Raw genomic sequence first — 25887 nt, 5'->3', positions numbered from 1 at the left:
ATCAAATACAAACAATAAATAAACTCAATACATTATGAATAATTTAAAAAAAGGAATACTATTCGTGACGCTGTTTTCAGGTCTCTTTTTTATAAGCTGTAGCAATGACAGCAGCGAGGAGCTAATAGGAAACTGGGTTAAAAAATCGGCATTCGACGGACCAGCAAGATCCAGTGCTACCAGTTTTGTCATTGGCGATTATGCTTATGTTGCAACAGGTTATACCGGAGATGTTTATCTGAAAGATTTATGGTCGTATAATTCAACGGGAGATTACTGGGAGCAAAAAGCGGATCTTCCGGGTATCGGAAGAAGTTCTGCCTCGGCTTTTGCCTTAAATCAAAAAGGATATCTTGGCTTGGGTTATGATGGAACTAATAAATTAAAAGATTTTTATCAGTACGATCCGAGCAGCAATACCTGGGCCCAAAAGACTGATTTTGCCGGAACAGGTCGCTACGCAGCGGTAGGTTTTCAGGCGGGTGGAAAAGCCTATTTTGGAACCGGTTATGATGGAAATTACCTAAAAGATTTCTATCAGTACAACGATCAAGCCAATAGCTGGACGCTTGTAAATGGTTTTAGCGGAAATAAAAGACGTAATGCCACTGCTTTTGTAATTGCCGATAAAGTTTATTTGGGAACGGGAATTAATAACGGAGTATATCAGGAGGATTTTTGGGAATTTGATCCCGCCACTGAGGCATGGACCAGAAAACGAGACATTGATAAAGATACCGAAGACGACAGCTCCTACAATGATGATTATGCCGTTGTTCGTTCAAATGCCTCTGCTTTTGCCATGAATGGTTTGGGCTATGTTGTGGGAGGAGATAATATCAAAACCATCTGGGAATATAACCCCACCACCGATTTATGGTCAGAAAAAACACCAATGGAAGGTGCAACCAGAACAGATGCCGTTGGCTTTGCCATCAACAATCGTGGCTTTTATATGCTGGGAAGAACGGGTTCAACCTATTTTGATGATGCGTGGGAATTTAAACCGTTAGAAGCACAAACAAGTAATGACAACTAAAATAAAAATACCGTTCTTCTGGAATAAAATCCGGAAGAATGTATTGCTTACGGCACTTATTTTACAATTTTTAGCCTGCGCGAAAAATGAAACTTTTAAAATCGAAGCCTTCAAAACTACGTCAGGTTGGGGTTATTCGATTGCTACAAAGAACAAAATCATTATCAAGCAGGCTATTATTCCCGTCATAAACGACTCTAAAAGTTTTGCCTCAGAAAGAGATGCTTTAAAAGTGGCACATTTAGTCGTTACCAGACTCGATCAAAATAGATCGCCAACAGTAACCAAAAATGATTTAATTTTATTAAAAATAAAATTATAGATGAAACTCGATACGATTAGAAATACAAGTTCAAACAAAATTTTACTGCACACTATCATCTGGGTTTTCTTTATTCTGACTTCATTAATTCAATTTTACGAAAGTCCGTTTAAGGTTAGCGCCGATTTTTATGTACAATGGAGCACAGGAATTGTTTTGTTTTATCTGAACTTTTTCTATCTGGTTCCTGTCTTGCTTTTGGAGAAAAAATACTGGCTTTATTTTGTATTTGTATTTGCCCTTATTTTACTTTTTATGATTATCAGAATCAATTATTTTATTCCTGATTTTAGTCAGGCAAGGCCTTTAAAAAATTTACCGCCACCGGAAGATCTTAAGTTAATGTATAAAGGAACAAGAGTAAGGGCTGTTTTAGCAACAAGACAGCCTTTATTTTTTAAAATTGGCCCTTCGTTTTTCTATATTTTAATCATTACCATCAGTGCTATTATCAGAACGCTAACCGAATTTTACAACAATCAGCAAAACAAATTAATCGCCGAAACACACCGAACCAATACAGAGCTGATCTATCTGCGCAAACAAACCAATCCGCATTTTTTATTCAATTCATTAAATAGTATATATTCTCTGGCACACAAAAAATCAGATTTAGTTCCCGATGCCATCGTAACCTTATCAGAATTGATGCGCTATATGCTGTATGAAACGGATAATAAAACGGTCGATTTAGAAAAAGAAATCAATTACATCCAGAACTACATTGAATTGCAAAAACTCAGATTAAACAATATTGAAGACATCGTAATCAATGTTCATGGAGACACCAGAAACAAATTTATTGAGCCTTTATTATTGATTTCGTTTGTTGAAAATGCGTTCAAATACGGAACCGATTACAAAGGTGCCGCTCACGTAAAAATTAAGATATTCATTCTAAACAGCAGTCTGGATTTCTGGATTGAAAATACGATTGAAGACTATAGTAAAGATCCTGACAACTCAGGAATTGGGCTGGTCAACATTCAAAACCGACTGGATTTGCTTTATCCCAATGCGCATAAACTTGATATCACACAAGACGACGAATTTTTTCGCGTGCATTTGAATTTGGAATTGGATAAAATTCAAACCGCGATAGATTAGACCTTTTTACCTAAGGTTACTTTACAATAAAAGCCGAAAAGTTCTTCTACGTATTTTTATGATAATTTTAAAACTTATTTTATTGGTTTAAAAGTACTTTTGACGCTAAACAAAACTTTAAAATTAAAACTTCAACAGATGAAATGTGTAATTATAGACGATGAACCTTTAGCAGTTGAATTACTGGAAGATTTTGTTCAAAAAGTAGATTCTCTCGAATTGATCCATACTTTTAACAATGCCATTGATGCCATTTCTTTCATCAATCAGAACAATGTTGATTTGATTTTTCTGGACATCCAGATGCCGCATTTCTCAGGAATTGATTTCTTAAATACGATCGAGAAAAAACCATTAGTTATTTTTACAACTGCTTTTTCTGATTATGCCGTTGAAGGTTTTAACCTCGGAGCAGTGGATTATTTGGTTAAACCTATTCCGTTTCACCGGTTTTTGAAATCGGTCGTGCGAGCACAACAAGTATTAAATCCGACCACAACGGTTCAGGCTATTTCAGAACACACTACCGCACCAGAACTGGAACAGGATTTTATGTTCGTAAGAGCGGAATACGAAAATGTAAAAATGAATTTCTCTGATATTCTATTTATTGAAGGACTAAAAGATTACGTAAAAATTTATACTATTGATAACAAATTTACTCTCACACTAATCAGTTTAATTAAGCTAGAAAATCTGCTTTCGAACAAAGGATTCTCCCGAATTCACCGCTCTTATATCATCAATATAAAACACGTGAAATCCATTCAGAAGAATAAAGTTTTGATTAGCGATAAACGCATTCCTATTAGTGAAAGTTATAAGACTTCTTTCTTCGAAAGAATCAACCTTTAGATTCAATTTCAAAAATCGAAATTCCAAATTCCAATATGTTGCGTAAAACTTTTGGAATTTGGAATTTGAAACTTCTAATATTTACAACGTTTCTTCATTTTTAAACCAGCCGGAATACATGACGTAATTGTTTGAAATACGCTCAATTTCGCCTGCAAAATCAGACTGATCAATGTCTTTTACTTTTTTAGCCGGGACACCTGCATAAATACTTCCCGAAGTTATGACCGTATTCTGAGTAACGACAGCACCGGCTGCAATAATCGAGTTGCTTTCAACCACACAGTTATCCATAACAATAGCGCCCATACCAATCAAAACATTATCGTGAATCGTGCAGCCGTGAACAATGGCATTGTGTCCTATAGAAACATTGCTGCCTATAATAGTAGGGTGTTTTTGATAGGTACAATGGATGATGGCACCGTCCTGAATGTTCACCTTATTTCCAATAGTAATAAAGTTAACATCACCACGAATAACGGCATTGAACCAAACACTGCAGGAATCTCCAAAAGTCACATCACCCACAATGGTAGCATTTTCGGCCACATAGCAATCTTCTGGAATCAAAGGTGCTTTTCCGTTTACAGATTTAATCAGCATAATATTTTTTTAATTAATGGCAGGACAATTACAGTCGTAACGTTCCTTTTTACAAAATAAATTAATTCCGAGGGTAATTTGGTGATAGCCACCTGTGTCAAATTTCACATCACCTGTAACCTGAGAATAGGTATAAGCAAACATGAAATTTTTATAGTTCACCCCAACGATTGGCGTAATATACTGTAGTTTTTGCGCGGCTACTCCACTATTAGTGCCGTACTGAGTACCATTAAAACCTTTTCGATAAGACAAGGCAGCCCACAGACTTCCAAAATCCATATTTTTATAGGCTTTAAGGTTTAAATCGATAGTTTTTTCTTTGGTTTTATCGAACACTTGAAACATTACGGAAGGTTCCCAGGTGATCTTACTTTTTTTCCCAAAAACATATCCTGCACTTAAAAGTAATTTTCTTAGATTATTACTTTCATATTCGGTGTACAATTCTCTTCTGGTTTCCAAAACGCCCTGAACTGTTGCATGGGCATAAAAATCAAGATAATTGTAGGACGCCCCGATATCAAGATTAAAATAAGAATCTTTTTGAATAGAGCCAAAGACGATAGGATCAAAAGTGGTTCCAAATTTAGTTTCATCCAATTGACTCTGAATCACTCCCCCGCTAATACCAAATGAAAGCTGATTTAAATCGAGTTCATCTCTGGAAAACAAGATATGATGCGCATAGGTAAGTTTTACCCCTTTTTGAGAATGATAACCGTTTTTATCATTAAAAATAATAATTCCGGCTCCTGACCGCTCTCCTATTCTGCCATTAAAAGTCAACGTTTGCAAAAACGGAGCATCCTCCTGTCCAAACCATTGTTTTCTCGCAGTCAGTCTTATCTTGGCACAATTCGCCGCTCCCGCCATCGACGGATGAATTAAGTAATAATTATCTGACAGATAATCAGAATAAACCGGTATCCCTTCTTGTGAATAAGAGTATGCTGATACAATTAAAAAAAACAATAAAACTCTGATTCTAAATTTCATAGGAATAACATATTGATCATAAATTTAAGGCGCTACAAATTTAATAAGATTTATTGGAAAAGAGTCTTAATTCTTTTATTAAAAAATCGAATAGTAGGTATACGCAAAAAATAACTTTACTAAATTTGTAAAAAATTACAAATCATGACAAAAATCACCATAAAAGAAACTCAAAATCCAACGATATTAAAGTTCGAATTCGAGGATTTCATCACTCAGAATCAAAGTTTCGAATTCAAAAATATTGACGAAGCACAAGCCTCTCCTTTAGCACAACAATTGTTCTATTTACCGTTTGTAAAAACCGTTTATATTTCAGGAAACTTTATCGCAATCGAAAGATATAGTATTGTAGAATGGGATGATGTGAAAGATGCGGTTGCGGAACAAATTACTTCATTTGTAGACAAGGGAGGCGTAATCATTAAAGTTGAAGAAACCCAAGCCAAAAAACAACCTATTACGGTTTATGGAGAAACCACTCCTAATCCTGCAGCTCTAAAATTTGTAGTGAGTAGAATGCTGACCAGAAATGCTGTTGAGTATAAAAACATCGATCAGACTGCTTCTTCTCCATTAGCCAAAGAATTATTCAAATTTCCTTATGTAAAAGAAGTTTTTATCGATGAAAACTACATTTCGGTAACCAAATACGACATCAATGACTGGCAGGAAATCACACTTGAAGTACGAACTTTTATCAAGCAATTTATTGAAAACGGAGGAACTGTTTTAGATGAAAGTCTAATTGAAGTGGCTACAAAAAATGACATCACAAAAGACGAAGCATTTGACAAACTGGATGTTACTTCGCAGCAAATCATTAACATTCTTGAAGAATACGTAAAACCTGCAGTTGCTGCTGACGGTGGAAATATTGCTTTTGACTCTTATAATGAAGAGGATAAAACAGTAAAGGTAATTCTACAAGGAGCTTGTAGTGGCTGCCCATCCTCAACTTTTACTTTAAAAAGCGGAATCGAAAATATGCTAAAAAGCATGTTAAATGACGAAGCCATTAAAGTAGAGGCTGTAAACGCTTAATTTTTTTATCCTTTATAAAATACAGAAAGCGTCTGCCATTGGCAGGTGCTTTTTTCATTAAAACACATATCTCACTAATTATCAGTAAATTATTAATCAAATAACGTTGTACTATTTTAAAAATAGTTAATATTGTATTCTAAACCAATCAATATCAAGACTATGGGATTATCTTCATTCTTTAAGAACTTATTTGGCACAGCCAAAGATTCTGCTACTGATCTGGCACATCAGGCCGAAACCACTTTTGAACAAGCCAAAGAGGCCGCTGCTCCTTATATTGATAAAGCAGAAACCTTCGCCGAAGAAACTTTCGCAAAAGCCAAAGAAGCATCAGAACCGCTGATTGAAACAGCAACGGATTATGCACATCAGGCGAAAGACATCGTTAGCGAATATGTTGAAAAAGCATCTGATTCTATAAGCGATGTGATTGATTCAGTAAAAGAAAAAACCAGCGAACTAACCGGAGAAACTAAGGCAATTGTTTCAGAAACCGTAACTGATATCAGCGAAAAAACGGTTACTAAAGCTGATGATGTTATTGATGGGACTACTAACAAGGAATAAAACTCCTTTTTCTTATCCCGGGAATTATTTTTATATTTGCACAACTAATATACCTTCTCTTTGGGAAGGTTTTTTTATTCTAAAAATATGTACAATTCAGAACAGATTAGCAATTATGCTACTAAATTTATTAACGTATTAATTGATTATTCTCCAAAATTAATCTCGGCATTCATCATTTTATTTGTCGGAATCTATGCCATCCGATTAATCAGCAGAATCATCACAAAAATAATGATCCAAAGAAATCTGGATCCCACATTGACCCGATTCCTCTCTGACATTTTGATTTGGGCACTTCGAATTTTATTGTTTGTGACTTTTATTTCAAAATTGGGTATCGAAACATCATCCTTTGTTGCCATATTAGGAGCAATGGGTCTTGCCGTAGGTTTGTCTTTACAGGGCTCTCTATCTAATTTTGCAGGAGGAATGCTAATTATTGTATTCAAACCTTTCAAAGTAGGCGATACGATCGAGACCGCAGGAGGAGTTATTGCAACAGTTGTAGAAATTCAGATTTTTGTAACAAAGATGTTAACCGCTAACAATCAAACTGTTTTTGTTCCAAATGGAGCTTTATCAAACGGTACTATTATCAATTATTCAATGCAGGGAGAACGAAGAGCCGATTTGACTTTTGCTGTTTCGTATGATTCTGATATAAAAAAGGCAAAAGACATTCTTTTGAACGTTTTAAACAACAATCCAAAAGTACTTAAAAAACCTGCTCCTGAGGTTTTTGTAAAAAACTTAACCGCAAGTTCTGTAGAGTTTGCTGTACGTCCGTGGGCAAAAAACGCTAATTACGGAGCTGTTTTTTCTGAGACTTTAGAGAATTGTAAAGCAGCATTAGATGAAGCCGGAATTTCGGTTCAGCCGTATACTCTTCAAAAATAAAAAGTTTTATGCTTTTTTTGATGGAGGAGCCATCATAAAATCTTTTAAATAATAAGGTTCAAAATAAGCGACATCAACAGTGTCGCTTTTTTGATATTTATCATAACTGATTTTACTCATTGCAGCAGCCGAAGGATATTTGATCTCTTCTAAAAACACAAAATTTGATTGGGTTAAAACTGTTTTACATTTTTCGGCACAATCACCTACAAAATACACAGTCTCTGCATACCCCTTAAAAGAATCCTCCGTAATAATTTCAGCCTGAATGGTTCTTTCCACTTTTAAATCAGCTGTAAATACTTCGCTATACACTTCCATTCTTCTGGCATCCAGCATCGGAATAATTTTCCCTTCGGAAACCTTAGCCTGTGAAGCTAATGTTTGCAAAGTATCAACTGCAATCAAAGGAATGTTTAAGGCAAAACACAATCCTTTAGCGGCCGAAACCCCAATACGCAGACCGGTATAAGACCCCGGTCCCTGACTCACGGCAACAGCCACTAAATCCTCAATCGCTACACCAGCTTCAGCAATTACCTCTTCGATAAAAACATGCAGTTTTTCAGCATGTGAATAACCTTCTTCGGCAATTTCCCTGCATATAATGGTTTCTCCGTTTTTAGCAATGGATACGGAGCAATTTTTGGTAGCGGTTTCAATATTGAGAATAAAAGACAATGTATGTAATTTTAAATTTTTATTAGGATGCAAATTATTTCTTAGAAGTATCTGCTTTTTTGAGTTTTACTTTATCTCCGGAATTCAAATCTTTAGAGACAGTGGTATAAGGTCCTGTGATGACAACATCTCCTGCTTTCAATCCTGACATTACTTCAATATTCGTATCGTCCTGTATACCTGTTTTGATAATTTTAATTTTGGCTTTGTTTCCTACTTTCACAAAAACGCACTCAAACTTTTTATCGCTTTTCGGAGCTGCTTTTTTGTCTTCGTTTGGATCTTCTACCTTAAAGTCTTTTACTGCAGCGGTATCTGACTTAACCACAACTGAGCTGATTGGCACTGCCAAAACATTATTCTTAGTTTTGGTACGAATATCAACCGTAGCCGTCATTCCGGGTCTGAAAGGAGAATAAGTACTTGGTTGCCCTTCCAGTAAATCCTGATAAGATTCTTTTAAGATACGTACCTTAACTTTAAAATTTGTTACCTGATCAGAAGTCAGTGCTGTACTGGCCGAATTAGAGATACTGGTTACAATACCTTTAAATTTCTTTTTCAGATAAGCATCAACTTCAACGTTAGCTTCGTCACCAATTTTTACTTTAACGATGTCATTTTCGTTTACGTCAACTTCAACTTCCATATTGTTTAAGTTGGCTACACGCAAAAGTTCTGTTCCGGCCATTTGCTGCGTTCCTAAAACACGCTCTCCCAGCTCTACATTTAAAACCGAAATGGTTCCGTCAGCAGGAGCATAAATTAACGTACGCCCTAAGTTGTCTCTGGCCTCTGTAACCGATGCCGAAGCACTTTTAACATTGTAATATGCATTTTGCTTGGTGGCCTTGGCTACTTCGTAAGTCGAAATGGCCTTATCCCAATCTGATTTTGAAATTACTCCTTTTTCGTATAACGTTTTGTTACGGTCGTAATTTGCTTTTGCTTCATTAAAACTAGCCTCAGACTGCGTTAAACCGGCCTTAGTTCCTGACAGATTAGCCACAGAACGATCTAAACCGGAGGTGTACAAATCAGGATTTATTTTTACCAATAAATCTCCTTTTTTAACCACCTGGCCTTCTTTTACATTTAACGCAATAATTTCTCCCGAAACCATTGACGAAAGCTTCACTTCAATTTCAGGCTGGATTTTTCCGGTTGCCGAAACTGTTTCAACAATTGTTGAAGCTATTACTTTTGAAATTTCTACTTCTGTTCCTTCATCCTTATTCCCAATGACTCCTGCTTTCGAAAGACCAACTAAAACTGCTATAAGCACTACTGCGCCACCTACTAAAAGATAAATCGTTTTTTTAGACATAATAAATTATTTTGTAACAATTGGAACAATTGGAATTCCAAAGTAGAATTCTAATATTTTTATTTTAAATATGTAATCGTATTTTGTTCGGATCACATCGGACTGCGCATTTGTTAACAATGTTTGTGCCTGAGTAAAATCAAAAGAATTCATTAAACCTACATCATACTTTTCTTTCGCGTAGTTATAGGCCTGCTGTCTTGCTTCTAATGTTACGGTAGACGATTCGTAAGTATTTAAAGCTCCTTTCGCATTTGTAAAAGCGGTATAAACATTACGTTGCAAATCTAAACTTTTTTGCTCTAAATCTATTTTAGATTTTTCTAAACTTACTTTACTGCGCTCTACATTATTTCGAACTGAAAAACCATTAAAAATTGGCACATCTAAACGAAAACCAAAATTATGTCCTTTATTATCACTGAACTGTTTAAATATCGGATCCGGCCCTACAGAATAGGGTTTATTATTTTCATCCAGTCTGGTTCGGTCACTGTAACTCGCTCTGGTATCGAATCCATAAAACCCTCTTAATGTTGGCTGATAAGCTCCTTTTGCAATAGTAACACTTTTCTGTGCAATTTCAAGATTGGTTTGCGCCAGTTTTAGTTCAGTTCTTGTTTCTTTTGCTTTGTTGTAAATCTCATCCGGAGTTTGAGCCATAATGTTATTTTCATCTTTTGCGTTAGTATCATCTACCACATCAAAATCTGTAAATTCTTTTAGTTGTAAAAGTTGGGCCAAACTCAATTTTGAGATTAAGAAATTATTTTCTGAAACGGTGATATTTTGTTTATCAGTTGCGACAGTTGCTTTTAAATCAAACAAATCACCTCTGGGAATAGTCCCGGCATTAACCATTTCTTCTGAACGAGCCAAACGTTTTTCATCAATGGTTAGCTGTTCTTGTTTTATTTTTAAATCTTCTTTATTCGAAAGGATCTGAAGGAAGGCATTGGCCACATTCAGTGAAATATCTTCCTGCATTTTCAGCAATTGATATTGTGAAGCGATGATGGCAAGTTTTGTTCTTCTATACGTATTTTGAATTTGCAAACCTTTATAAATATCAACTCCCGCACTTAAACCTACAGAAGAGTACTGCGTTGTTTGATTACGCAAAAGACCGGTTGTAAGATCCTGATTCAAACCAATGTTCCAGGAATGTGATGCATTACCACTTACTGACGGAAGATAACTTCCAAAGGCAGCCCTTTTGTCAATCGCTGCATTTTGAACATCCAGTTCTGACAACTTTATCGTAATATTATTTTCTAATGCATAACGAACACATTCTTCCAAAGTCCATTTCTTTGTTTGCGCCTGACCCGATAAGCCAAACCCGAATAACACTGCAAAAACCAGACTATTACATTTATTTATTTTCATATATTTTGAATGAAAGCATAGTAACCCTACTACGCAAATTTAACATTTTTTAAAAACCAAAAATTCTTTATTTGCTCAAATTACTTCTTTTCTTCACTGATCAAACCCTGATTCCAAATTTTAATTTTATCCGAAGCTTTGATTCCGCTTTTTACCTGAACGTAAATTCCGTCACTTACTCCTAAAACTAAATCTTTTCTTTGAAATTTCTGAGGATTAATTTCAATCTCAACATAAGGCTTTTGTGTCTTTTTATCAAACTGTACCAGTGATTCTTTTATTGCCAGAACTTTATCTGCTTTTTCTAAGATAATTGAAGCGTTTGCACTCAAACCTGCTCTGATAAAAGTAGCATCTCTATTCACTAAAGCTGCTTTAATTTCAAACTGAATTGCTCCGTTTTCTACAACACCTTTAGGCGCAATATCGGTCAGAGCAGCTTCAAATTTTTTATTCTCGATCGCTCCTACGGTGATTTCAATTGGCATTTTTTCTTTGATTTTCCCTACTTCAGATTCATCAATTTTTCCAATAAAAATCATTCTTCCCACATCCGCTACGCTCGCAATAGTAGTTCCTTCATTAAAATTATTACTCTCAATAACCTGATTTCCTACTTTAACCGGAACTGCCAGTACCATTCCGTTTACTGTGGAACGGATTAACGTATTGGCATAATTCCCAAGTGAAGTTGTTGTTCCTGTTTTAACAATATCTAAACTTTGCTTTGCTGCCAGATAGTTTTGTTTGGCTTGTTTGTACGCTAATTGTGCTGCATCAAAATCATTTGCTGAAATTACGTCTTTATCGAACAATGTTTTTTGTCTTTGATATATTTTTTCCTGATTGTCTAAAGCAATTTTGGCAGTCTGTACCTGATTCTGGGTACTGCTTACATTAGAAACATTGGCGACAACTCTAATTTTGGCAATCATATCGCCGGCTTTAATTTTCTCTCCCGCTTTGATATACACTTCTTCGATAATCCCTGAGATGTTTGGTTTGATTAGGACCTCTTCATTAGGCTGAATATTACCGGTTGCAATGGTATTCTTGACGATAGTTTTAATCTCTGCTTTCTCCGTTTTAAATACAATTGGAGACTCTTGATTCTTAGCGTACAAGTAATACAGTGCGCCAAAGAAAACTATAGCAATAAAGATTAAAATGGTTACGGTTACTCCTTTTTTCATTGTGTTTTCAGTTTAATTCGATTATATTCTGATTGATAATTTATTCTGTTCGTAAAGCATCTACCGGCTTCACATTAATTGCGGTTTGTGCCGGAATAAACCCTGCCAGCAAACCTGATCCTACTAATATTATTAAAGCCACAAATACTACTCTCAAATCGACACTTGGATTTGCAAACATGGTATTGCTATCCGGCGGCATTGAAGCTAATGCCATGTTTAAAAGTGCAATAATTCCGGTCGCTACAGCAATACCCAACATTCCTGAAATAATGGTCAAAAATATAGACTCTGCTAAAATTTGTCCCCGAATAGCAGCTGGTGTCGCTCCTAAAGCTCTGCGGATACCTATTTCTTTGGTACGTTCTTTCACTACAATAAGCATGATATTTGAAATACCGATCACTCCTGAAATCAGCACTAAAGTCCCCACGAAATAAGCAATGATTTTTAAGATACTGAACAAACTCTGTACTTTGTTGAACTGCTCGTATAAATCAAAATTACCTACAGCACGCTCATCTGTTGGATTTATAGAATGCAGTCCTTTAATAATCTCGAGGATTTTTGGTTTTAAATCGGTAATAGACGTTTCATCTTTTGCAGTAAGTGCCATCCATCCCACTTTATCTCCGTAATTGAAAGCCTGTTGAAAAGTGGTAAATGGAATAAATATATTCTTTTGCTCCTGCTCTGCATTTCCTCCCTGTTGTTTTGAATTGTAAACTCCTACCACCATAAAATTGATTCCGTTGATTTTCACATAAGTTCCAATCGCTTCTTCCTCTTTTCCATAAAGTTCACTGATAACACCTTTACCTACCACGGCAACTTTTCGTCTTTCAAGGATGTCCTGCTGATTTACAAATCGCCCTTTAATAATATCCATCGGCTGCTGCTTGATCAGCTCCGGGTAATCTCCATAAATAGTAAATGCCGAAGTTTTGGTCCCTCGAACCACATTATTAGTCCCATTAAAATCACCCAGTTGATTTCGAGGCGACACATATAACAAATCCGGCAAAGCTGCTTTTAAAGCTCCGACATCACTGTTTCTAAAATCATAACGACGTGTTTTAGGCAAACCCTTGTAGGCTTTCGATGTGGTCTGACTCCACATAAACATGGTGTTTGTGGCAATTCCGTCAAAACCTTTCTTAACTCCGTTCTCTAAACCGTTTCCGGCAGCCAGCAATATCACCAAAATAAAGATACCCCAAAATACACCAAACGCTGTTAGCACCGTTCTAAAAACGTTGGCTGTTAAAGCCTGTAAAATCTCGTCCCAATTATCTTTCTTAAACATAATTATTCGTCTCTAAGTGCTACAATAGGTCTAATTTTTGCCGCATGATAAGCCGGAAAAAATCCTGCCAAAGCACCTGCAAATATGAGCAGCGCCAGTGTAGTTAAAGCCACACTAAAATCGACTTCAGGATTTCTAAAATACTCGCTTTGTACCATCGGCCCAACAAATTCCAATAACGCTAAACTAGCCAGTAAACCAGTGAATCCGGCAATAGTGGTTATAAAAATAGATTCATGCAGAATCATCGAAATGATGGAAAACGGAGAGGCTCCGAGTGCTTTTCGTATTCCAATTTCCTTTGTTCTTTCTTTTACAATAATCAACATGATATTACTTACCCCAACAACTCCCGCAATGATGGTACAAATACCTACCCACCAAAAGAACAATCTTATGTATAAGTTTAAATCATAAAACTGTTTTGCATCTTTAACGGAATTGTAAACTCCAACTCCACTGTCATCATTCGGAGCAATTACATTTTTACTTTTCAAAAGGTCTTTTAAATCTTGTGTGAATTTTTCAGATTGCGCCAAAGCTTCATTGTAATCATTCGTTTTCTTTAACGTAAAAAACAGATTACTGATTTTATCCCCTCCGCCGTAAGCTCTCTGAACAGTAGTTTTAGGCAGATAAGCTCTGGTTTCTTCTCTTTCTCCTCCCGGATCAGTAAAAACTCCTACTACTTTAAAATTGATATTATTGATCGAAATTTCTTTTCCCAAAGGATCTTTGTCCTTAAACAAATCTGTTTTGACTTTCATTCCAATGCAAGCTACTTTTTCATTATTCGCCAAATCATTACTGTTTATGTATCTTCCCTGAACAACAGTAAGATTCTCGATTCCTGAATAATCCGGATCAACTCCTCTGTATTGATAACTTCCGGATTCTTTTCCATAGGCAAAGGTTCCTCCCCAATAATTTTGTGTTGCGGCCTTCAAGTCCAGTTTATCATTAAATTTCTGTACCGATTGTGAATAATCACTATTTCTAAACTGAATTTGTCTTCCCGGATTCAGCCCTTTATATTCTTTTGTTGTTGTTCCCGACCAAACCTCAATAATCCCAGCAGCATCACGTTCAAATTGTTTCTCAATTCCGTTTTGAAGTCCTTTACCTGCTCCAAGCAAAATCACCAAAATAAAAATCCCAGACGCTACAGAAACTCCGGTTAGAAATGTTCTCAATCGGTTTTTAGAGATTGCCTCAAATATTTCCTGCCAACGCTCAATATTAAACATAAGATGAAGCTCTAACTTGTTCTACCTTTTTATCATCGATAATTAATCCGTCTTTCAGGACCACATTTCTTTTGCACATTGCGGCAATATCAGGTTCGTGAGTTACGATCAGGATTGTTTTACCTTCATCGTTAATCCCCTGAATCAGTTCCATAACCTCATAAGAAGTTTTAGTGTCCAATGCTCCTGTTGGCTCATCTGCCAATAAAACTTTTGGATTCGAAGCCAGAGCTCTTGCAATGGCAACACGCTGTTTCTGACCTCCTGAAAGTTCATTCGGTAAGTGATGAGAATGCGAGCCAAGTCCTACTTTCTCTAAATATTTCATAGCGATATCGTAACGCTCCTTTCTCTTGATTCCCTGATAATACAAAGGCATTGCAACGTTATCGAGAGCGGTTTTATAATTGATCAGATTGAAAGACTGAAATACAAATCCCAAAAATTTATTGCGGTATTTAGACGCTATTGTTTCGTTTAACTTTTTGATCGGGGTTTTATCTAAAATATAACTACCGGAATCAGCCTCGTCGAGAATTCCTAAAATATTCAAAAGTGTTGATTTCCCAGATCCTGATGATCCCATAATTGCAACCAACTCACCTTCTTCAATATTAAAATTAATTCCCTTTAACACGTGTAACTCCGAACTACCCATTTTATAGGATTTGTGCAAATCTTTGATCTCAATCATTGTGGTAATTGTTAAATTTTAAAACAATAATAACGTTTTTCTTAACTTTTTTATGATAAGAAAACGTTAATAATTATCCCTTCTTCTTTGAATAAGACTCACTTTCTTGCTAATTGTTACACATTTTTACAATAATATAATTGTTTTATTAATTTTGTCAGACTAAAAAAATCATACCGATGAAGTTTTCTTCCATTATCTCCTCATTCACGCTACTTGCTGTACTTGCAGGCTGCTCTACAGCCCAAAAACTGGAAACCCTAAAACCGGAGCCTGATGACGCAAGTCCGTTAGTTTACGAAGCAAACCCCTCTTTTATCAATTTACCAATTACAGTAAAACTTAGCGATATTGAAAATCAGACCAATGCCCTTTTAACCGGATTGATTTATGAAGACAATACGATCGACGACGACGATATCGAAATGAAAATCTGGAAGCAGGCTCCTATAAAAATTCAGAATGACCCTGCAAGCCCAGACAAGAAAATAAAAACGATCCTACCTTTAAAAGCCACTATTAAATACAGAATCGGAACCAAAAGACTAGGTGTTGAACTTTACGACACCAGAGAGTTTAATCTGAATGGTGTAATTACCCTTTCCAGTGAAGTGGCGCTGACAAATTGGAAATTAAACACTAAAACGGAGTTTAAATCATTAGACTGGAGCGAAAGTCCGACCATGCAGGTTTTTGGTAAAAACATGCCTATTACTTATCTGATAAACCCGGCTATTTCTATTTTTAAATCAAAAATTGAAAAGAAAATAGACGAGGCTATCGAAAAATCGATGGATTTTAAACCTAATGTTTTAACTGCTTTAGAGAAGATATGCACTCCCTTCCAACTAAGTGACACTTATGAAAGCTGGCTTAGAATTGTTCCTGTTGAAGTGTATTCAACCAATGCTAAATTAAAAAATGATCAGTTTTTACTGGACATGGGAATGAAATGCAACATGGAAACCATCGTAGGCAAACAACCCGAATCTAAATTCAGTGCCAATAAAATTATACTGAAACCTGTCGCTAAAATTCCTAATCAGATTTCAGCAAACATTGCTGCCATATCTACCTATGTTGATGCTTCAAAGATTATGACGAAGAATTTTGCAGGTCAGGAATTTGGTTCGGGCAGCAAAAAAGTGACGGTAAAAAATGTATCCATCTGGCATAAAAACGGAAAGATGGTTATTGCTCTTGATGTTTTAGGTTCTGTAAACGGAACACTTTATTTAAACGGATTTCCTCAATACAATCCTCAGACTAAAGAAATTTACTTCGAAAAACTGGATTATGTTTTAGATACCAAAAGCAGGTTAATGCGCACTGCAAGCTGGCTGGGGCAGGGTTATGTTTTAAGAAAAATGGAAGAGAGCTGTCGTTATTCGATACAACCCAATTTAGAGGAAGGCAAGAAAAACATGGCGGCTTATCTTAAAAACTATTCTCCAATGCCGGGTGTTTTTGTCAATGGAAAAATGGAAGACATTCAGTTTGATAAAATTCAGCTAACCAATCAGGCCATTATTGCTTTTATCAAAATAAACGGAACTGTGAATGTCTCGGTTAACGGTTTGAAATAATAACTAGGTAATGAGATAATTAGAAAATTAGATAATGAATGAATTGCCACATTATCTAATTTTCTAATTGACTAATTGTCTGACTTTTTCTTTTTTGACTGGTACATTCTGTATATCAGAACACCTATTACTGCCACCAGTAAATACGGAATAACCATTAAATATACGATTCCATTGTTTACTGCTTCTGCTTTTTTAACATTTGAATCTCCACCAAGCGCTGCACGACACATCGCACATTGCGCATTCGCGTTTAGAGAAAAGAGAATAGACGCCAGAATATAAAAGCATTTCGTTGACAAAAAATTCAAAAACCTACTTCTATTTACTTTTCTATTTTCTTTATTCTTTAATCTATTTTCCATTTTAAGCATAATAAGGAGAAATCATTAGGTAAACCACAACACCGGTAACCGCAACATACAACCAAAGCGGGAATGTTATTTTAGCAATTTTTTTATGTCGGTCAAAGCGTTTTGCCAATGCACGTACATACGTAATTAATACCAATGGAATAATGGCAATAGACAATAAAATATGAGTCACCAAAATAAAGAAATAGATATAACGAATTGCTCCTTCACCACCAAATTTAGTAGAATCAGAGGTCATGTGATACGCCACGTACATAACTAAAAAAGCTACCGAAAGTCCAATCGCTAAAGTCATTAAGCGTTCATGGAGCTTACGTTTTCCATTTTTAATGGCCAATACAGCCCAAACTAAAACTACAGCGGTAATACCATTTGTTGTTGCGTAAATTGGAGGCAGAAACGAAAGCGGTTCTACTTCAATCCCTAAGTCTTTCAATTTTACTCCAAATAAAATGGCAACCACAAGTGGAATTACAATTGAAACCGCAACAATAAACTTACTGAATTTTTTCTCTAATGAATGATCTTCCATTTCTATTCTTCTAATAATATTTTAATATCTTCCTGTATGTCTCTAACTCCTTTTTTATCTAATCCGTCATAATAGATATTTGGGTTTCCGAATTCATCTTTTCTGCAACGAATATTTCCTTCTTTATCAATTAAAGCGAACAAACCTGAGTGTTCAAAACCACCGCTCACTTTTTCATTCTCTCCGGCATATAAATTGAATCCTTTATTAGACAATTCCATGATCGTATTTTTATCCCCCGTTAAGAAATTCCAGGTAGAAGATTTTACTCCTAATAACTTCGCATGTTCTTTTAAAACCTGTGGTGTATCATGTTTAGGATCGATTGTGATGGATACGATTCCGAAATTTGGATTTCCGAAAAAAGTCTTTTCGATCTCCAGCATGCTTAAATTCATTTTCGGGCAAATTGACGGGCAGGTTGTGAAGAAAAACTCTAACACATACACTTTTCCTTTGTAAGTATCATTCGAAACTTTAGCATTGTCCTGATTGGTTAATTCAAATTTCGGCGCTGGTCCAATTTTCATTAATTTACCATCCGATTTTGAAGTTTTCAATCCTACATTGTCCAGACGGTTTCCTTTTACAATGTCTCCGTTTTTAACTCTGTCAACAATTTTAGGAACTGCATAAATTCCAAAAATTAAAATGATAAACGAAATACCGATATATGATTTATTCTTAAACATGATAGAAAGATTAAAGTTGTTTAGTTGCGTTGTGATTCTTTTTTAGAGCAGCACGATATTCGTATAGAATGATTTTAAAATCATCCAGCATTTCATTGCTTAGCTCTGAAGGATGAAAAGTGTCATATCCTTCTTTATATTCAGCTGCATCTTTTCTTCCTCTAAGATTTCTTTCTTTATCGACGATAAAAACATTCGGAGTTCCAAGATTCTGATCTAATTTTCCTTTTAACTTTAGCTGATTGTAGAATGTTTGAATTTCTTCCGGTGAAGCGAAGACGAAGTTCCAGCCTTTCACGTCTGTAAAAGGTTTAAGAGCATCTACTACTTTTTGCGCATCGGCTTCAGTTCCCAACGGGCAAAGTATTACAAACTGAAGATCTTCAAAACCATTATAGCGTTTGTAAATTTTTTCGTTTAAGTTAAAATAATTCCCGCGATTGCTTAAAATTTCAGATCCTGAAAAACCAAGAACCGTGATCTTTTTATCCAGCAAAACTTTCTTTCCGTTCAGGGATTTCCAATCACCGAAATCTTTAATTTTTGGTGTTATAACAGGAAGTGTAGTAAAGCTGTTAACCCCTGAAGCAAAAAACAAATAGGCTACAATTGGCAAAACAAAAAGAGCAAAAAGAACTATATTTTTTTTCATTATATCTGTACAAGTTATTGAGGTACAAAAATAAAAAAATCCCGATGTTATCGGGACTCTTTTCGAATTAATATCATGTTAAAAATTCCATTTAATAGTAGAATCTTTAAAAACCCCATAAATATAATGTCCTTCTGTTAACAGAATAAACAATAAATATAATACCAGGAAAATAACCGGTGCTACAACAGACCATCTAAGGCTGCTTTTTTCACCTTCCATGTGCATAAATGCCCATACTATATAATATGCTTTGAATATTGTAAGGATGTAAAAAATCCAGTTCAATAAATTCAAGCCAACAAAATGATTAAACTCTAATGATGCAGGTTTGTAGATACCTAAAATAACCTCTACTGTAGTTACTACTGATAGTAATGCAAAAACAAACCAGATTCTTTTTGTATTTGATACGTGCTCGTGTGACATAATAATTAAAATCTAAAATTAAACTAAGTAGAAAACTGTAAATACAAATACCCAAACTAAATCGACAAAGTGCCAGTATAAACCAACTTTCTCTACCATTTCGTAGCTTCTTCTTTTCTCGTAAGTACCTAATAATACATTAAAGAAGATAATGATATTAATGATAACTCCTGAAAATACGTGGAATCCGTGGAATCCTGTGATGAAGAAAAAGAAATCAGCAAATAATTTATTTCCGTATTCGTTTCTAATCAAATTAGCACCTTCCACAACATATTTAGCACTTGCTAAACGAGCTTCAGACTCTTCTCTTGATAAAACTGTTTTTTTCTTTTTGTCTGTAAGATGTTCTGTTCTGATTAAAACTTCAGGATGAGCTTTAAAACCTGCCTGAATTTCTGCAACTGTATAGGTTGGCTGTGCCTGAGCATCTTCCATAAACCATGTTGAATGGCTTCTTGTTAAAGCTTCTCTTTGTTCCGGTAATTTAACCGCAAAATCAGCAAGAGCAACTCTTTTACCATCTTTATCAACAAACTGCAATAAACTTCCACCTGCTGTTTCAACTGCTCCATACTCTCCTTTAATGAAGTTTTTCCACTCCCAGGCCTGAGACCCCACGAAGATTAAACCTCCAATAATAGTTAAGAACATATAAATTGCAACCTTTGTTTTTTTCAATTGGTGACCTGCATCAACGGCCAAAACCATTGTTACAGATGAGAAAATCAAAATAAAAGTCATTAAGGCTACATAATACATTGGTGCCGCAACGCCATGCATAAAAGGAAAGTGAGTAAACACTTCATCAGCCAAAGGCCAGGTTTCAATAAATTTAAATCTTGAAAAACCATAAGCAGCAAGGAATCCAGAGAATGTTAAGGCATCTGATACGATAAAAAACCACATCATCATTTTACCATAACTTGCTCCTAATGGCTGGATCTCATGACCGCCTCCCCAAGTTTTTTCGTCGTTGTTTGCAGTAGTAACTGTCGCTCCCATAAAAGATATTCGTTAAAAAGTTCCCAAATTTACGTTTTTTTCTTATTTAAAGAAATATAAAAATAAAAATAAATACAACCATAATAAATCCAAAAAGTGCCAATACATCGCACCTAGTTCTATACCAAGAGTTTGAGTCGAATTGTATTTTTGTTTAAAATGATTATAAATTATAATTAAAAGTGAAATTAATCCTCCAGCCAAGTGTAACAAGTGTGTAACGGTTACTACATACAAAAATGTTGTAGTAATTGAGCTACCTTCTCCTGTAAAATAATACCCGCTTTCAACGATTTGCCCAAAACCTGCAAATTGCAGTACTACAAACAAAATCCCTAAAGCTAAAGTTCCCAAAAGTAAAGCTGTAGTAGCACTTCTATTGTCTTTCTGAATGGCTTTTTTAGCCAGGTAAAAAGTAACACTACAAGCCAAAATAACCGCTGTACTATAATAAAATGCCGTTGGCAATTCAAAGTTTTTCAACCAGTCGGCTCTTGATTTACTTACCACAAAAGCACTTGTAAGTCCGGCAAACATCATGGTCATACTTACCATTGCAAACAAGAGGATAAGTTTTGCCGATTTGGCTTTCCTTAGCTTCTCTTCAGCCGCCGTTTCTGTTTTTGTCATTGTCATTTCCATAACTATCTTAAAAATTTATCTACTATAAATACGATTTGCAGTAACGAGATATACGAAACACTTACCAGCATTAAAGTTCTCGCTGCTTTTGGTGTTCTTAACTGATACAAACGTACTGCATAAAACAACATCCATAAACCTAACAAAAACACTAAAATTGCTGCTATTGGCGAGATAAACAATTGCCCTGTATATCCTAAAACCGGTAATAACGAAGCAACAATCAACCAAACTGTATATAAAATAACCTGCAAAGCGGTTCCTTTATCTTTTTTTCCTGTTGGCAACATGAAGATTCCGGCTTTCTCATAATCTTCATACAAAAACCAGCCAATTGCCCAAAAGTGAGGAAATTGCCAGAAAAACTGAATTAAAAACAGTGTTCCGGCTTCTATACCAAATTCTCCTGTAGCAGCAACCCAGCCTAACATGAAAGGAATTGCTCCCGGAAAAGCGCCTACAAAAACAGACAATGAAGTTACCGTTTTCAAAGGGGTATAAATACTGGTGTATAAGAATATGGAGATTGCGGCAAACATAGCCGACTTAGCATTTATAGTGTAAAGCAAGGCGATACCAATAATAGTAAGCAAACTTGCTACAAACAAAGCCATTTTTGGAGACATGCGTCCTGAAGGAACCGGGCGATTTTTGGTTCGATCCATTAAAGCATCGATATCTTTTTCGATCACCTGATTAAATGCATTCGAAGCTCCAACCATGCAATATCCACCGATTGCCAAAACTGCCAAAACACTCCATTTAAAAGGATGTTCCTCATTAACTCCCAATAAATATCCGGCTACGGAAGAGAACAATACACTGATTGCTAAACCAGCTTTGGTAATCTCTTTGAAATCGGTAAATATTGATTTTAGTGAAAATGTATTTTTAGTCGCGTTCAATACAGTAATTATTTGTATGTTTTTTTTGAGTGGTGCAAATGTACAAATTAGATTGTAGAATTTAGACCTATAAAATTAGATTTTTTTCAATAAAACCTTTACAAAATAAGGACTTGCAAATCTTTAACACTATTATATCAAAAAATCTTATTAAAAACACTAGTAATCAAAATACCAATTGAAGATATCGGAACGCAATCCGATAGAAAACCAGGTAGTACTTTGCTTAAAAGTTGTTGGTGTATTTTTCGTAGGATCAAAATTTCGATATAAAAAACTTCCGAACAGTTTCAGATTCGTCATCGGATTTATCAGGTATCCTCCTTGTATATCTGCTATAAAAACGTTTGTTTTATTTCCCTGCCCTACTTTTACACCTTTATCATACGGTCGTTTCTCATCATAATTCTTATAGATGTTACTTCCGTAATTAAAACTATCTTCAGCGGTATCAAAGTCTAAACCTCTTTTTCCAACGGTAAATTTCGCATCAGCAAAATAACGTCCTTTATGGTAACGTCCGATTGCAACCAGTTCCGAAAAATTACCTCCCCATTGATGCCCTATACTCTGATTGTTGTGCCCGTAATTGGTAATCACCGCACTGTGTGCATATACATACGGACGTACATGATTGTATTCCAGCTGCAGCAGCAAATCTTTCACTTCAAATGCATTGAAATATTTTGCTCCCAATTGGTATCCAAATTTATTTTTCCAACTGCCGTCTCCGCTTTTCATATCTCCTAATGAGAATTCATCCAATAAAAACTGAGCATACAAATTAATATTATTGCTCCACTTGTATTTAGACGTTACTCCCAATAATGCATTTCCACTTCTTGATGACGATGCAAACTCGACAGAACGGTAGAAAATAATTGGATTCACAAAATTAATATCAAAACCTCTGTTGTTATTATCTGTCCAGACTACTGATTCAAAAAAACCTAAGTTCAGTTTGTTAGACACGTTCCAGCTTAGGTAATGATTGGCCATGAATTTTGTGGCATAAGTTCTTTCCAATGTTACATCTGGACGAACATCTTTGAGCCACATATATGTATTGGTGTATTTTATTTTCCAGAAGGTCGTATTGATTTTAAAATACGGATACGGACTTGCTCCGTCACTTTCAAGCAATGAGCGGTATCCATCACCAATAAAATTTCTTCCATAACCCAATTGTAAATCAAAAAATTTACTTGGTGCGTAGGTAATATTTGCTTCTGCTAAAGGGAAATCATAAGCATCTGTTTTAAATCGTTTCGCAATTCCCATTCCCGGAAGAATGGCCGGATTTCCTCCTGACGGCTTTAAGGTTTCGGCAAAATCATTATAATAACCCGCAAATCGTCCCTGACTTTCAAAGATCGTTGTGGTAAAATTGATTTGTTTTCCTAATCCTCCTCTAAAATTTAAGGCACGTGTATTTACGTAGGTATAGGAAGCATCCAGATCTGAGGCTTTCCCCATTTGTAAATCCACAATAGGATTTAAGGACAGCCAATAATCTTCTCCCTGAATCTGAACCATATTTTCATTCCAGAATTTTCTCCCCAGCCAAGTGGAAACATTTTTCTGAAGGGATTGATTTACTGCTTTTAAATTATAATACTTTGAAACTTCAGCATACGTATACGGCTTTGATGCGGTATGGTTATTACTTCCCACCTGATTCATTGCTTTATCAAACTGTGCATAATAACTGTGTGAAAACGGAATATTCAAATGACTTTCAAATTCCGGATTGTTGTATTTTTTATATACAATACTATCCAATTCTGTCATTGGTTTTTCGATAGGCTTTAAAATTTGGGCAGCAGCCAATGCTTCCTGAGCAATCTGATCGGCACTTTTTAAAGGAATATCGATCGAAATTGTGTATTTGGAATAAGTTGGTTTTCCGTTATAGGTAGAAGGTTTTATTTTGGGAAACTTCTTAAAAACACGTTTAGCTTCTTCTGATAACGCATCGTTTAACGCGTTTACATAAATTACTTTGAACTCGCCATTTGCATCTACTTCGAATAACACTTTTACTTCTCCTTTATAGTTGGCTTGTTTTAGATTTTCAGGTACCTGATAATTCTGAAATACAAAATCCTGCACTTCTTTATAAAAACAATTTTCAAGTTGTTTGGATTGAAGATTTTCACAGTTTGGAAAAACCGGAAACTGTTCGGCAGTAAAACCAGGTTTGATTGAAGTATTGTTACTTTCCTGCGAAAAAGCAAACAAAGCGGTTAAGGTTAAAATAAAAGACAGGGCAATCTTATTCACGTAAATTTAGGTTTTTATTTAATATTGATTGAGGTATTCCCTCCATCCGCAATTGTTTTTGCAGCAGAGGTTCCGATTCGTTTTACACCTAATCGAATCATTTCTATGGCATCCTGATAAGACCGAACTCCTCCGGCAGCTTTAACTGGCAGAGGTGATGCGTTTTCCAGCATCATTATAATTGTTGGAAGGGTAGCTCCGTTTGGCAAATCGTTTTCGGTTTTATAAAATCCGGTGGATGACTTCACGAAAACTGAACCGTAGTTTTCTTCTTTAAAATGAGACATCACTACATTTTTAATCAATGCCGAAAGCTGAATGATCTGTGTATCATTTAAGGCAGCAACTTCAATAATCCATTTCACTGTTTTATTGCTTGCAAGACCAATTTGTGTTCCCACTAAAATTTCCTGTTTGACCAGATCCACATCCCCTTCTTTGAATGCCTTATAATTGCAAACAAAATCCAGATCATCTGCTCCGTCTTCTATTGCTTTGTTGGCTTCTTTTAATTTAGACTCTAAATCTGAGTCTCCTTCAGGAAAGTCAATGACTGTACCTATCAGCAAAGTCGAATTGGCTTTATGAATCATTTCTTTTGCCAAAACTACCTGTTCGGGCCGAATCATGATGAGTTTAAAACCTTCGCGAATTGCCTCTTCAATAGCATTTTTAACCACAAGGGTATTTTCTGCTTCCGAAAGTCCTGCCTGGGAGGCTGTTTTTAAATACGTAGAGTCCAGATATTGCTTAACATTCATGATTTGTGCGTGTTCTGAGAATTCTGCAAAAATACATTTAAAATTAGAATGAATCACAAAGGCTGGGAAGATTTACGTAAAGTAGCCAGGGGTTTCTTTTAAAACAAAGCAACATGAAAAATAATCTGACAATGTGCTATCATTAAACTAATAGATTTTTGAATGCAGAGTAACGATTGCTACTTTTTAATTTGATGTTTCTTAATGATACGATCGTCGGTTTTATAACATTTGAAATCAAAAATCGTTAATCTTTTTATCCATTTTTTCCGGACAAAATAACATTGCTCGCAAAGTCACAAAGTTTTAACCAACCTTGAAAGCGTTAAGATTAGAGCACAAAAAAACCCACCGAAGTGGGTTTTATATTCTTAAATTTTATCGATTTGTTTTTTAAAAACTATAGCGGCAAAAATACCAAAAATAGCTCCAAGTGCATTGGCTAAAACATCTGTTACATCTGATGCTCGTGTAACCGTTAAAACACCTTGCAGAATTTCGATTGTAATTCCGAAAAAAACAGAAAATATAAATGAAATTAAATAGGCCTTGTAATCGTCTGGTGCTTTTCCTTTCAGCTCTTTTTTGAAAAACAAAATCCAGGAAATTGTAAATCCAAAATGAAAACAAAAATGGACAATCTTATCAATACTCGGAAAATTTACGGCCGGAATATTACTGGAATCTGTTAAACAAAAATAAGTAATGATTCCTGAGCAGATAATTGCCCAGATTAAAAGCAATTGT

At 35.5% G+C, this 25887-nt stretch carries 28 protein-coding genes; 8 read left to right on the top strand and 20 right to left on the bottom strand.

The features are described from left to right. The first annotated feature begins 34 nt into the window (after window positions 1–34). From C245_RS0117525 to C245_RS0117510, 4 genes are all read left to right on the top strand, one after another. Complete coding sequence (locus tag C245_RS0117525) at window positions 35–1039, top strand: kelch repeat-containing protein (protein WP_017497913.1); 1005 nt, start codon at window positions 35–37, stop codon at window positions 1037–1039. Further along, window positions 1029–1361, top strand: a complete 333-nt coding sequence (locus C245_RS0117520) for a DUF4907 domain-containing protein (RefSeq protein WP_017497912.1) — start codon at window positions 1029–1031, stop codon at window positions 1359–1361. Before C245_RS0117525 ends, C245_RS0117520 begins: the two co-directional genes overlap by 11 nt. Further along, window positions 1362–2468 carry a sensor histidine kinase gene (locus C245_RS0117515; protein ID WP_017497911.1) on the top strand — a complete coding sequence of 369 codons (1107 nt, stop codon included), beginning with the start codon at window positions 1362–1364 and terminating at the stop codon, window positions 2466–2468. Between the two features lie 138 nt (window positions 2469–2606). Further along, complete coding sequence (locus tag C245_RS0117510; RefSeq protein WP_026110134.1) at window positions 2607–3323, top strand: LytTR family DNA-binding domain-containing protein; 717 nt, start codon at window positions 2607–2609, stop codon at window positions 3321–3323. An 81-nt stretch (window positions 3324–3404) separates the two neighbouring features. Here the strand turns inward: C245_RS0117510 and C245_RS0117505 are convergent, their stop codons facing one another. Both C245_RS0117505 and C245_RS0117500 read right to left on the bottom strand, forming a co-directional pair. Next, window positions 3405–3929 carry a gamma carbonic anhydrase family protein gene (locus C245_RS0117505; RefSeq protein WP_017497909.1) on the bottom strand — a complete coding sequence of 175 codons (525 nt, stop codon included), beginning with the start codon at window positions 3927–3929 and terminating at the stop codon, window positions 3405–3407. Between the two features lie 9 nt (window positions 3930–3938). After that, complete coding sequence (locus C245_RS0117500) at window positions 3939–4928, bottom strand: type IX secretion system membrane protein PorP/SprF (protein WP_017497908.1); 990 nt, start codon at window positions 4926–4928, stop codon at window positions 3939–3941. 144 nt (window positions 4929–5072) lie between these two features. On the opposite strand from C245_RS0117500, the gene C245_RS0117495 reads away from it, so the two are divergent. The 3 genes from C245_RS0117495 to C245_RS0117485 all read left to right on the top strand — a co-directional run bounded on the left by C245_RS0117495 (window position 5073) and on the right by C245_RS0117485 (window position 7442). Continuing rightward, entirely contained in the window at window positions 5073–5972 is a 900-nt protein-coding gene (locus tag C245_RS0117495; protein ID WP_017497907.1) for a NifU N-terminal domain-containing protein, read from the top strand. Window positions 5973–6134: 162 nt separating this feature from the next. Further along, window positions 6135–6542 carry a YtxH domain-containing protein gene (locus tag C245_RS0117490; protein WP_017497906.1) on the top strand — a complete coding sequence of 136 codons (408 nt, stop codon included), beginning with the start codon at window positions 6135–6137 and terminating at the stop codon, window positions 6540–6542. 87 nt (window positions 6543–6629) lie between these two features. After that, window positions 6630–7442: a mechanosensitive ion channel family protein gene (locus C245_RS0117485; protein WP_035746896.1), complete on the top strand. Its 813-nt coding sequence runs from the start codon at window positions 6630–6632 to the stop codon at window positions 7440–7442. Window positions 7443–7448: 6 nt separating this feature from the next. Here the strand turns inward: C245_RS0117485 and tsaB are convergent, their stop codons facing one another. The 7 genes from tsaB to C245_RS0117450 form a co-directional block, all read right to left on the bottom strand. Next, a complete protein-coding gene (tsaB, locus tag C245_RS0117480; protein WP_017497904.1) occupies window positions 7449–8123 on the bottom strand; it encodes a tRNA (adenosine(37)-N6)-threonylcarbamoyltransferase complex dimerization subunit type 1 TsaB in 675 nt (224 codons plus the stop codon). A gap of 34 nt (window positions 8124–8157) precedes the next feature. Continuing rightward, a complete protein-coding gene (locus C245_RS0117475; protein WP_017497903.1) occupies window positions 8158–9450 on the bottom strand; it encodes an efflux RND transporter periplasmic adaptor subunit in 1293 nt (430 codons plus the stop codon). 6 nt (window positions 9451–9456) lie between these two features. Next, entirely contained in the window at window positions 9457–10839 is a 1383-nt protein-coding gene (locus C245_RS0117470; protein ID WP_017497902.1) for a TolC family protein, read from the bottom strand. Window positions 10840–10919: 80 nt separating this feature from the next. After that, window positions 10920–12032 (bottom strand): efflux RND transporter periplasmic adaptor subunit, encoded by a 1113-nt coding sequence (locus C245_RS0117465; RefSeq protein ID WP_017497901.1) that lies wholly within the window; start codon window positions 12030–12032, stop codon window positions 10920–10922. Between the two features lie 40 nt (window positions 12033–12072). Further along, window positions 12073–13338 carry an ABC transporter permease gene (locus C245_RS0117460; RefSeq protein WP_017497900.1) on the bottom strand — a complete coding sequence of 422 codons (1266 nt, stop codon included), beginning with the start codon at window positions 13336–13338 and terminating at the stop codon, window positions 12073–12075. A gap of 2 nt (window positions 13339–13340) precedes the next feature. Further along, entirely contained in the window at window positions 13341–14585 is a 1245-nt protein-coding gene (locus C245_RS0117455) for an ABC transporter permease (protein WP_017497899.1), read from the bottom strand. Next, a complete protein-coding gene (locus tag C245_RS0117450; protein WP_017497898.1) occupies window positions 14578–15279 on the bottom strand; it encodes an ABC transporter ATP-binding protein in 702 nt (233 codons plus the stop codon). Before C245_RS0117450 ends, C245_RS0117455 begins: the two co-directional genes overlap by 8 nt. Window positions 15280–15458: 179 nt before the next feature. On the opposite strand from C245_RS0117450, the gene C245_RS0117445 reads away from it, so the two are divergent. Next, on the top strand, window positions 15459–16865 hold the full coding sequence (locus C245_RS0117445) for a DUF4403 family protein (protein ID WP_017497897.1): 1407 nt from the start codon (window positions 15459–15461) through the stop codon (window positions 16863–16865). Between the two features lie 71 nt (window positions 16866–16936). On the opposite strand, the gene C245_RS0117440 is transcribed toward C245_RS0117445, so the two are convergent. The 11 genes from C245_RS0117440 to C245_RS0117390 all read right to left on the bottom strand — a co-directional run bounded on the left by C245_RS0117440 (window position 16937) and on the right by C245_RS0117390 (window position 25883). Further along, window positions 16937–17239, bottom strand: coding sequence for a hypothetical protein (locus C245_RS0117440; RefSeq protein ID WP_017497896.1), 303 nt, complete (start codon window positions 17237–17239; stop codon window positions 16937–16939). Next, entirely contained in the window at window positions 17232–17771 is a 540-nt protein-coding gene (locus C245_RS0117435) for a DUF420 domain-containing protein (RefSeq protein ID WP_017497895.1), read from the bottom strand. Before C245_RS0117435 ends, C245_RS0117440 begins: the two co-directional genes overlap by 8 nt. 2 nt (window positions 17772–17773) lie before the next feature. Then, window positions 17774–18463: an SCO family protein gene (locus C245_RS0117430; protein ID WP_017497894.1), complete on the bottom strand. Its 690-nt coding sequence runs from the start codon at window positions 18461–18463 to the stop codon at window positions 17774–17776. 10 nt (window positions 18464–18473) lie between these two features. Further along, window positions 18474–19115 carry a hypothetical protein gene (locus C245_RS0117425; protein ID WP_017497893.1) on the bottom strand — a complete coding sequence of 214 codons (642 nt, stop codon included), beginning with the start codon at window positions 19113–19115 and terminating at the stop codon, window positions 18474–18476. 78 nt (window positions 19116–19193) lie between these two features. Then, the gene (locus C245_RS0117420) at window positions 19194–19544 is read right to left on the bottom strand and encodes a cytochrome C oxidase subunit IV family protein (RefSeq protein WP_017497892.1); all 351 of its coding nucleotides are present in this window, start codon (window positions 19542–19544) and stop codon (window positions 19194–19196) included. An 18-nt stretch (window positions 19545–19562) separates the two neighbouring features. Beyond that, window positions 19563–20549, bottom strand: a complete 987-nt coding sequence (locus C245_RS0117415) for a cytochrome c oxidase subunit 3 (protein ID WP_017497891.1) — start codon at window positions 20547–20549, stop codon at window positions 19563–19565. Window positions 20550–20591: 42 nt separating this feature from the next. Beyond that, window positions 20592–21191, bottom strand: a complete 600-nt coding sequence (locus tag C245_RS0117410) for a cytochrome c oxidase subunit 3 (protein ID WP_017497890.1) — start codon at window positions 21189–21191, stop codon at window positions 20592–20594. 2 nt (window positions 21192–21193) lie between these two features. Next, window positions 21194–22096: a heme o synthase gene (cyoE, locus tag C245_RS0117405; RefSeq protein ID WP_017497889.1), complete on the bottom strand. Its 903-nt coding sequence runs from the start codon at window positions 22094–22096 to the stop codon at window positions 21194–21196. A 159-nt stretch (window positions 22097–22255) separates the two neighbouring features. After that, the gene (locus C245_RS0117400) at window positions 22256–24379 is read right to left on the bottom strand and encodes an energy transducer TonB (protein WP_017497888.1); all 2124 of its coding nucleotides are present in this window, start codon (window positions 24377–24379) and stop codon (window positions 22256–22258) included. 14 nt (window positions 24380–24393) lie between these two features. Next, window positions 24394–25140, bottom strand: a complete 747-nt coding sequence (gene deoC, locus C245_RS0117395; RefSeq protein WP_017497887.1) for a deoxyribose-phosphate aldolase — start codon at window positions 25138–25140, stop codon at window positions 24394–24396. Window positions 25141–25511: 371 nt separating this feature from the next. Further along, window positions 25512–25883: a VanZ family protein gene (locus C245_RS0117390; protein WP_232424379.1), complete on the bottom strand. Its 372-nt coding sequence runs from the start codon at window positions 25881–25883 to the stop codon at window positions 25512–25514. Between the last annotated feature and the right edge of the window lie 4 nt (window positions 25884–25887).

Origin of the sequence: Flavobacterium sp. WG21 (assembly GCF_000335775.1) — a bacterium.
Lineage (GTDB): Bacteria > Bacteroidota > Bacteroidia > Flavobacteriales > Flavobacteriaceae > Flavobacterium > Flavobacterium tructae.
The sequence above is the reverse complement of the archived record's forward strand: the minus strand, read 5'-3'. Positions and strand labels throughout refer to the sequence as shown.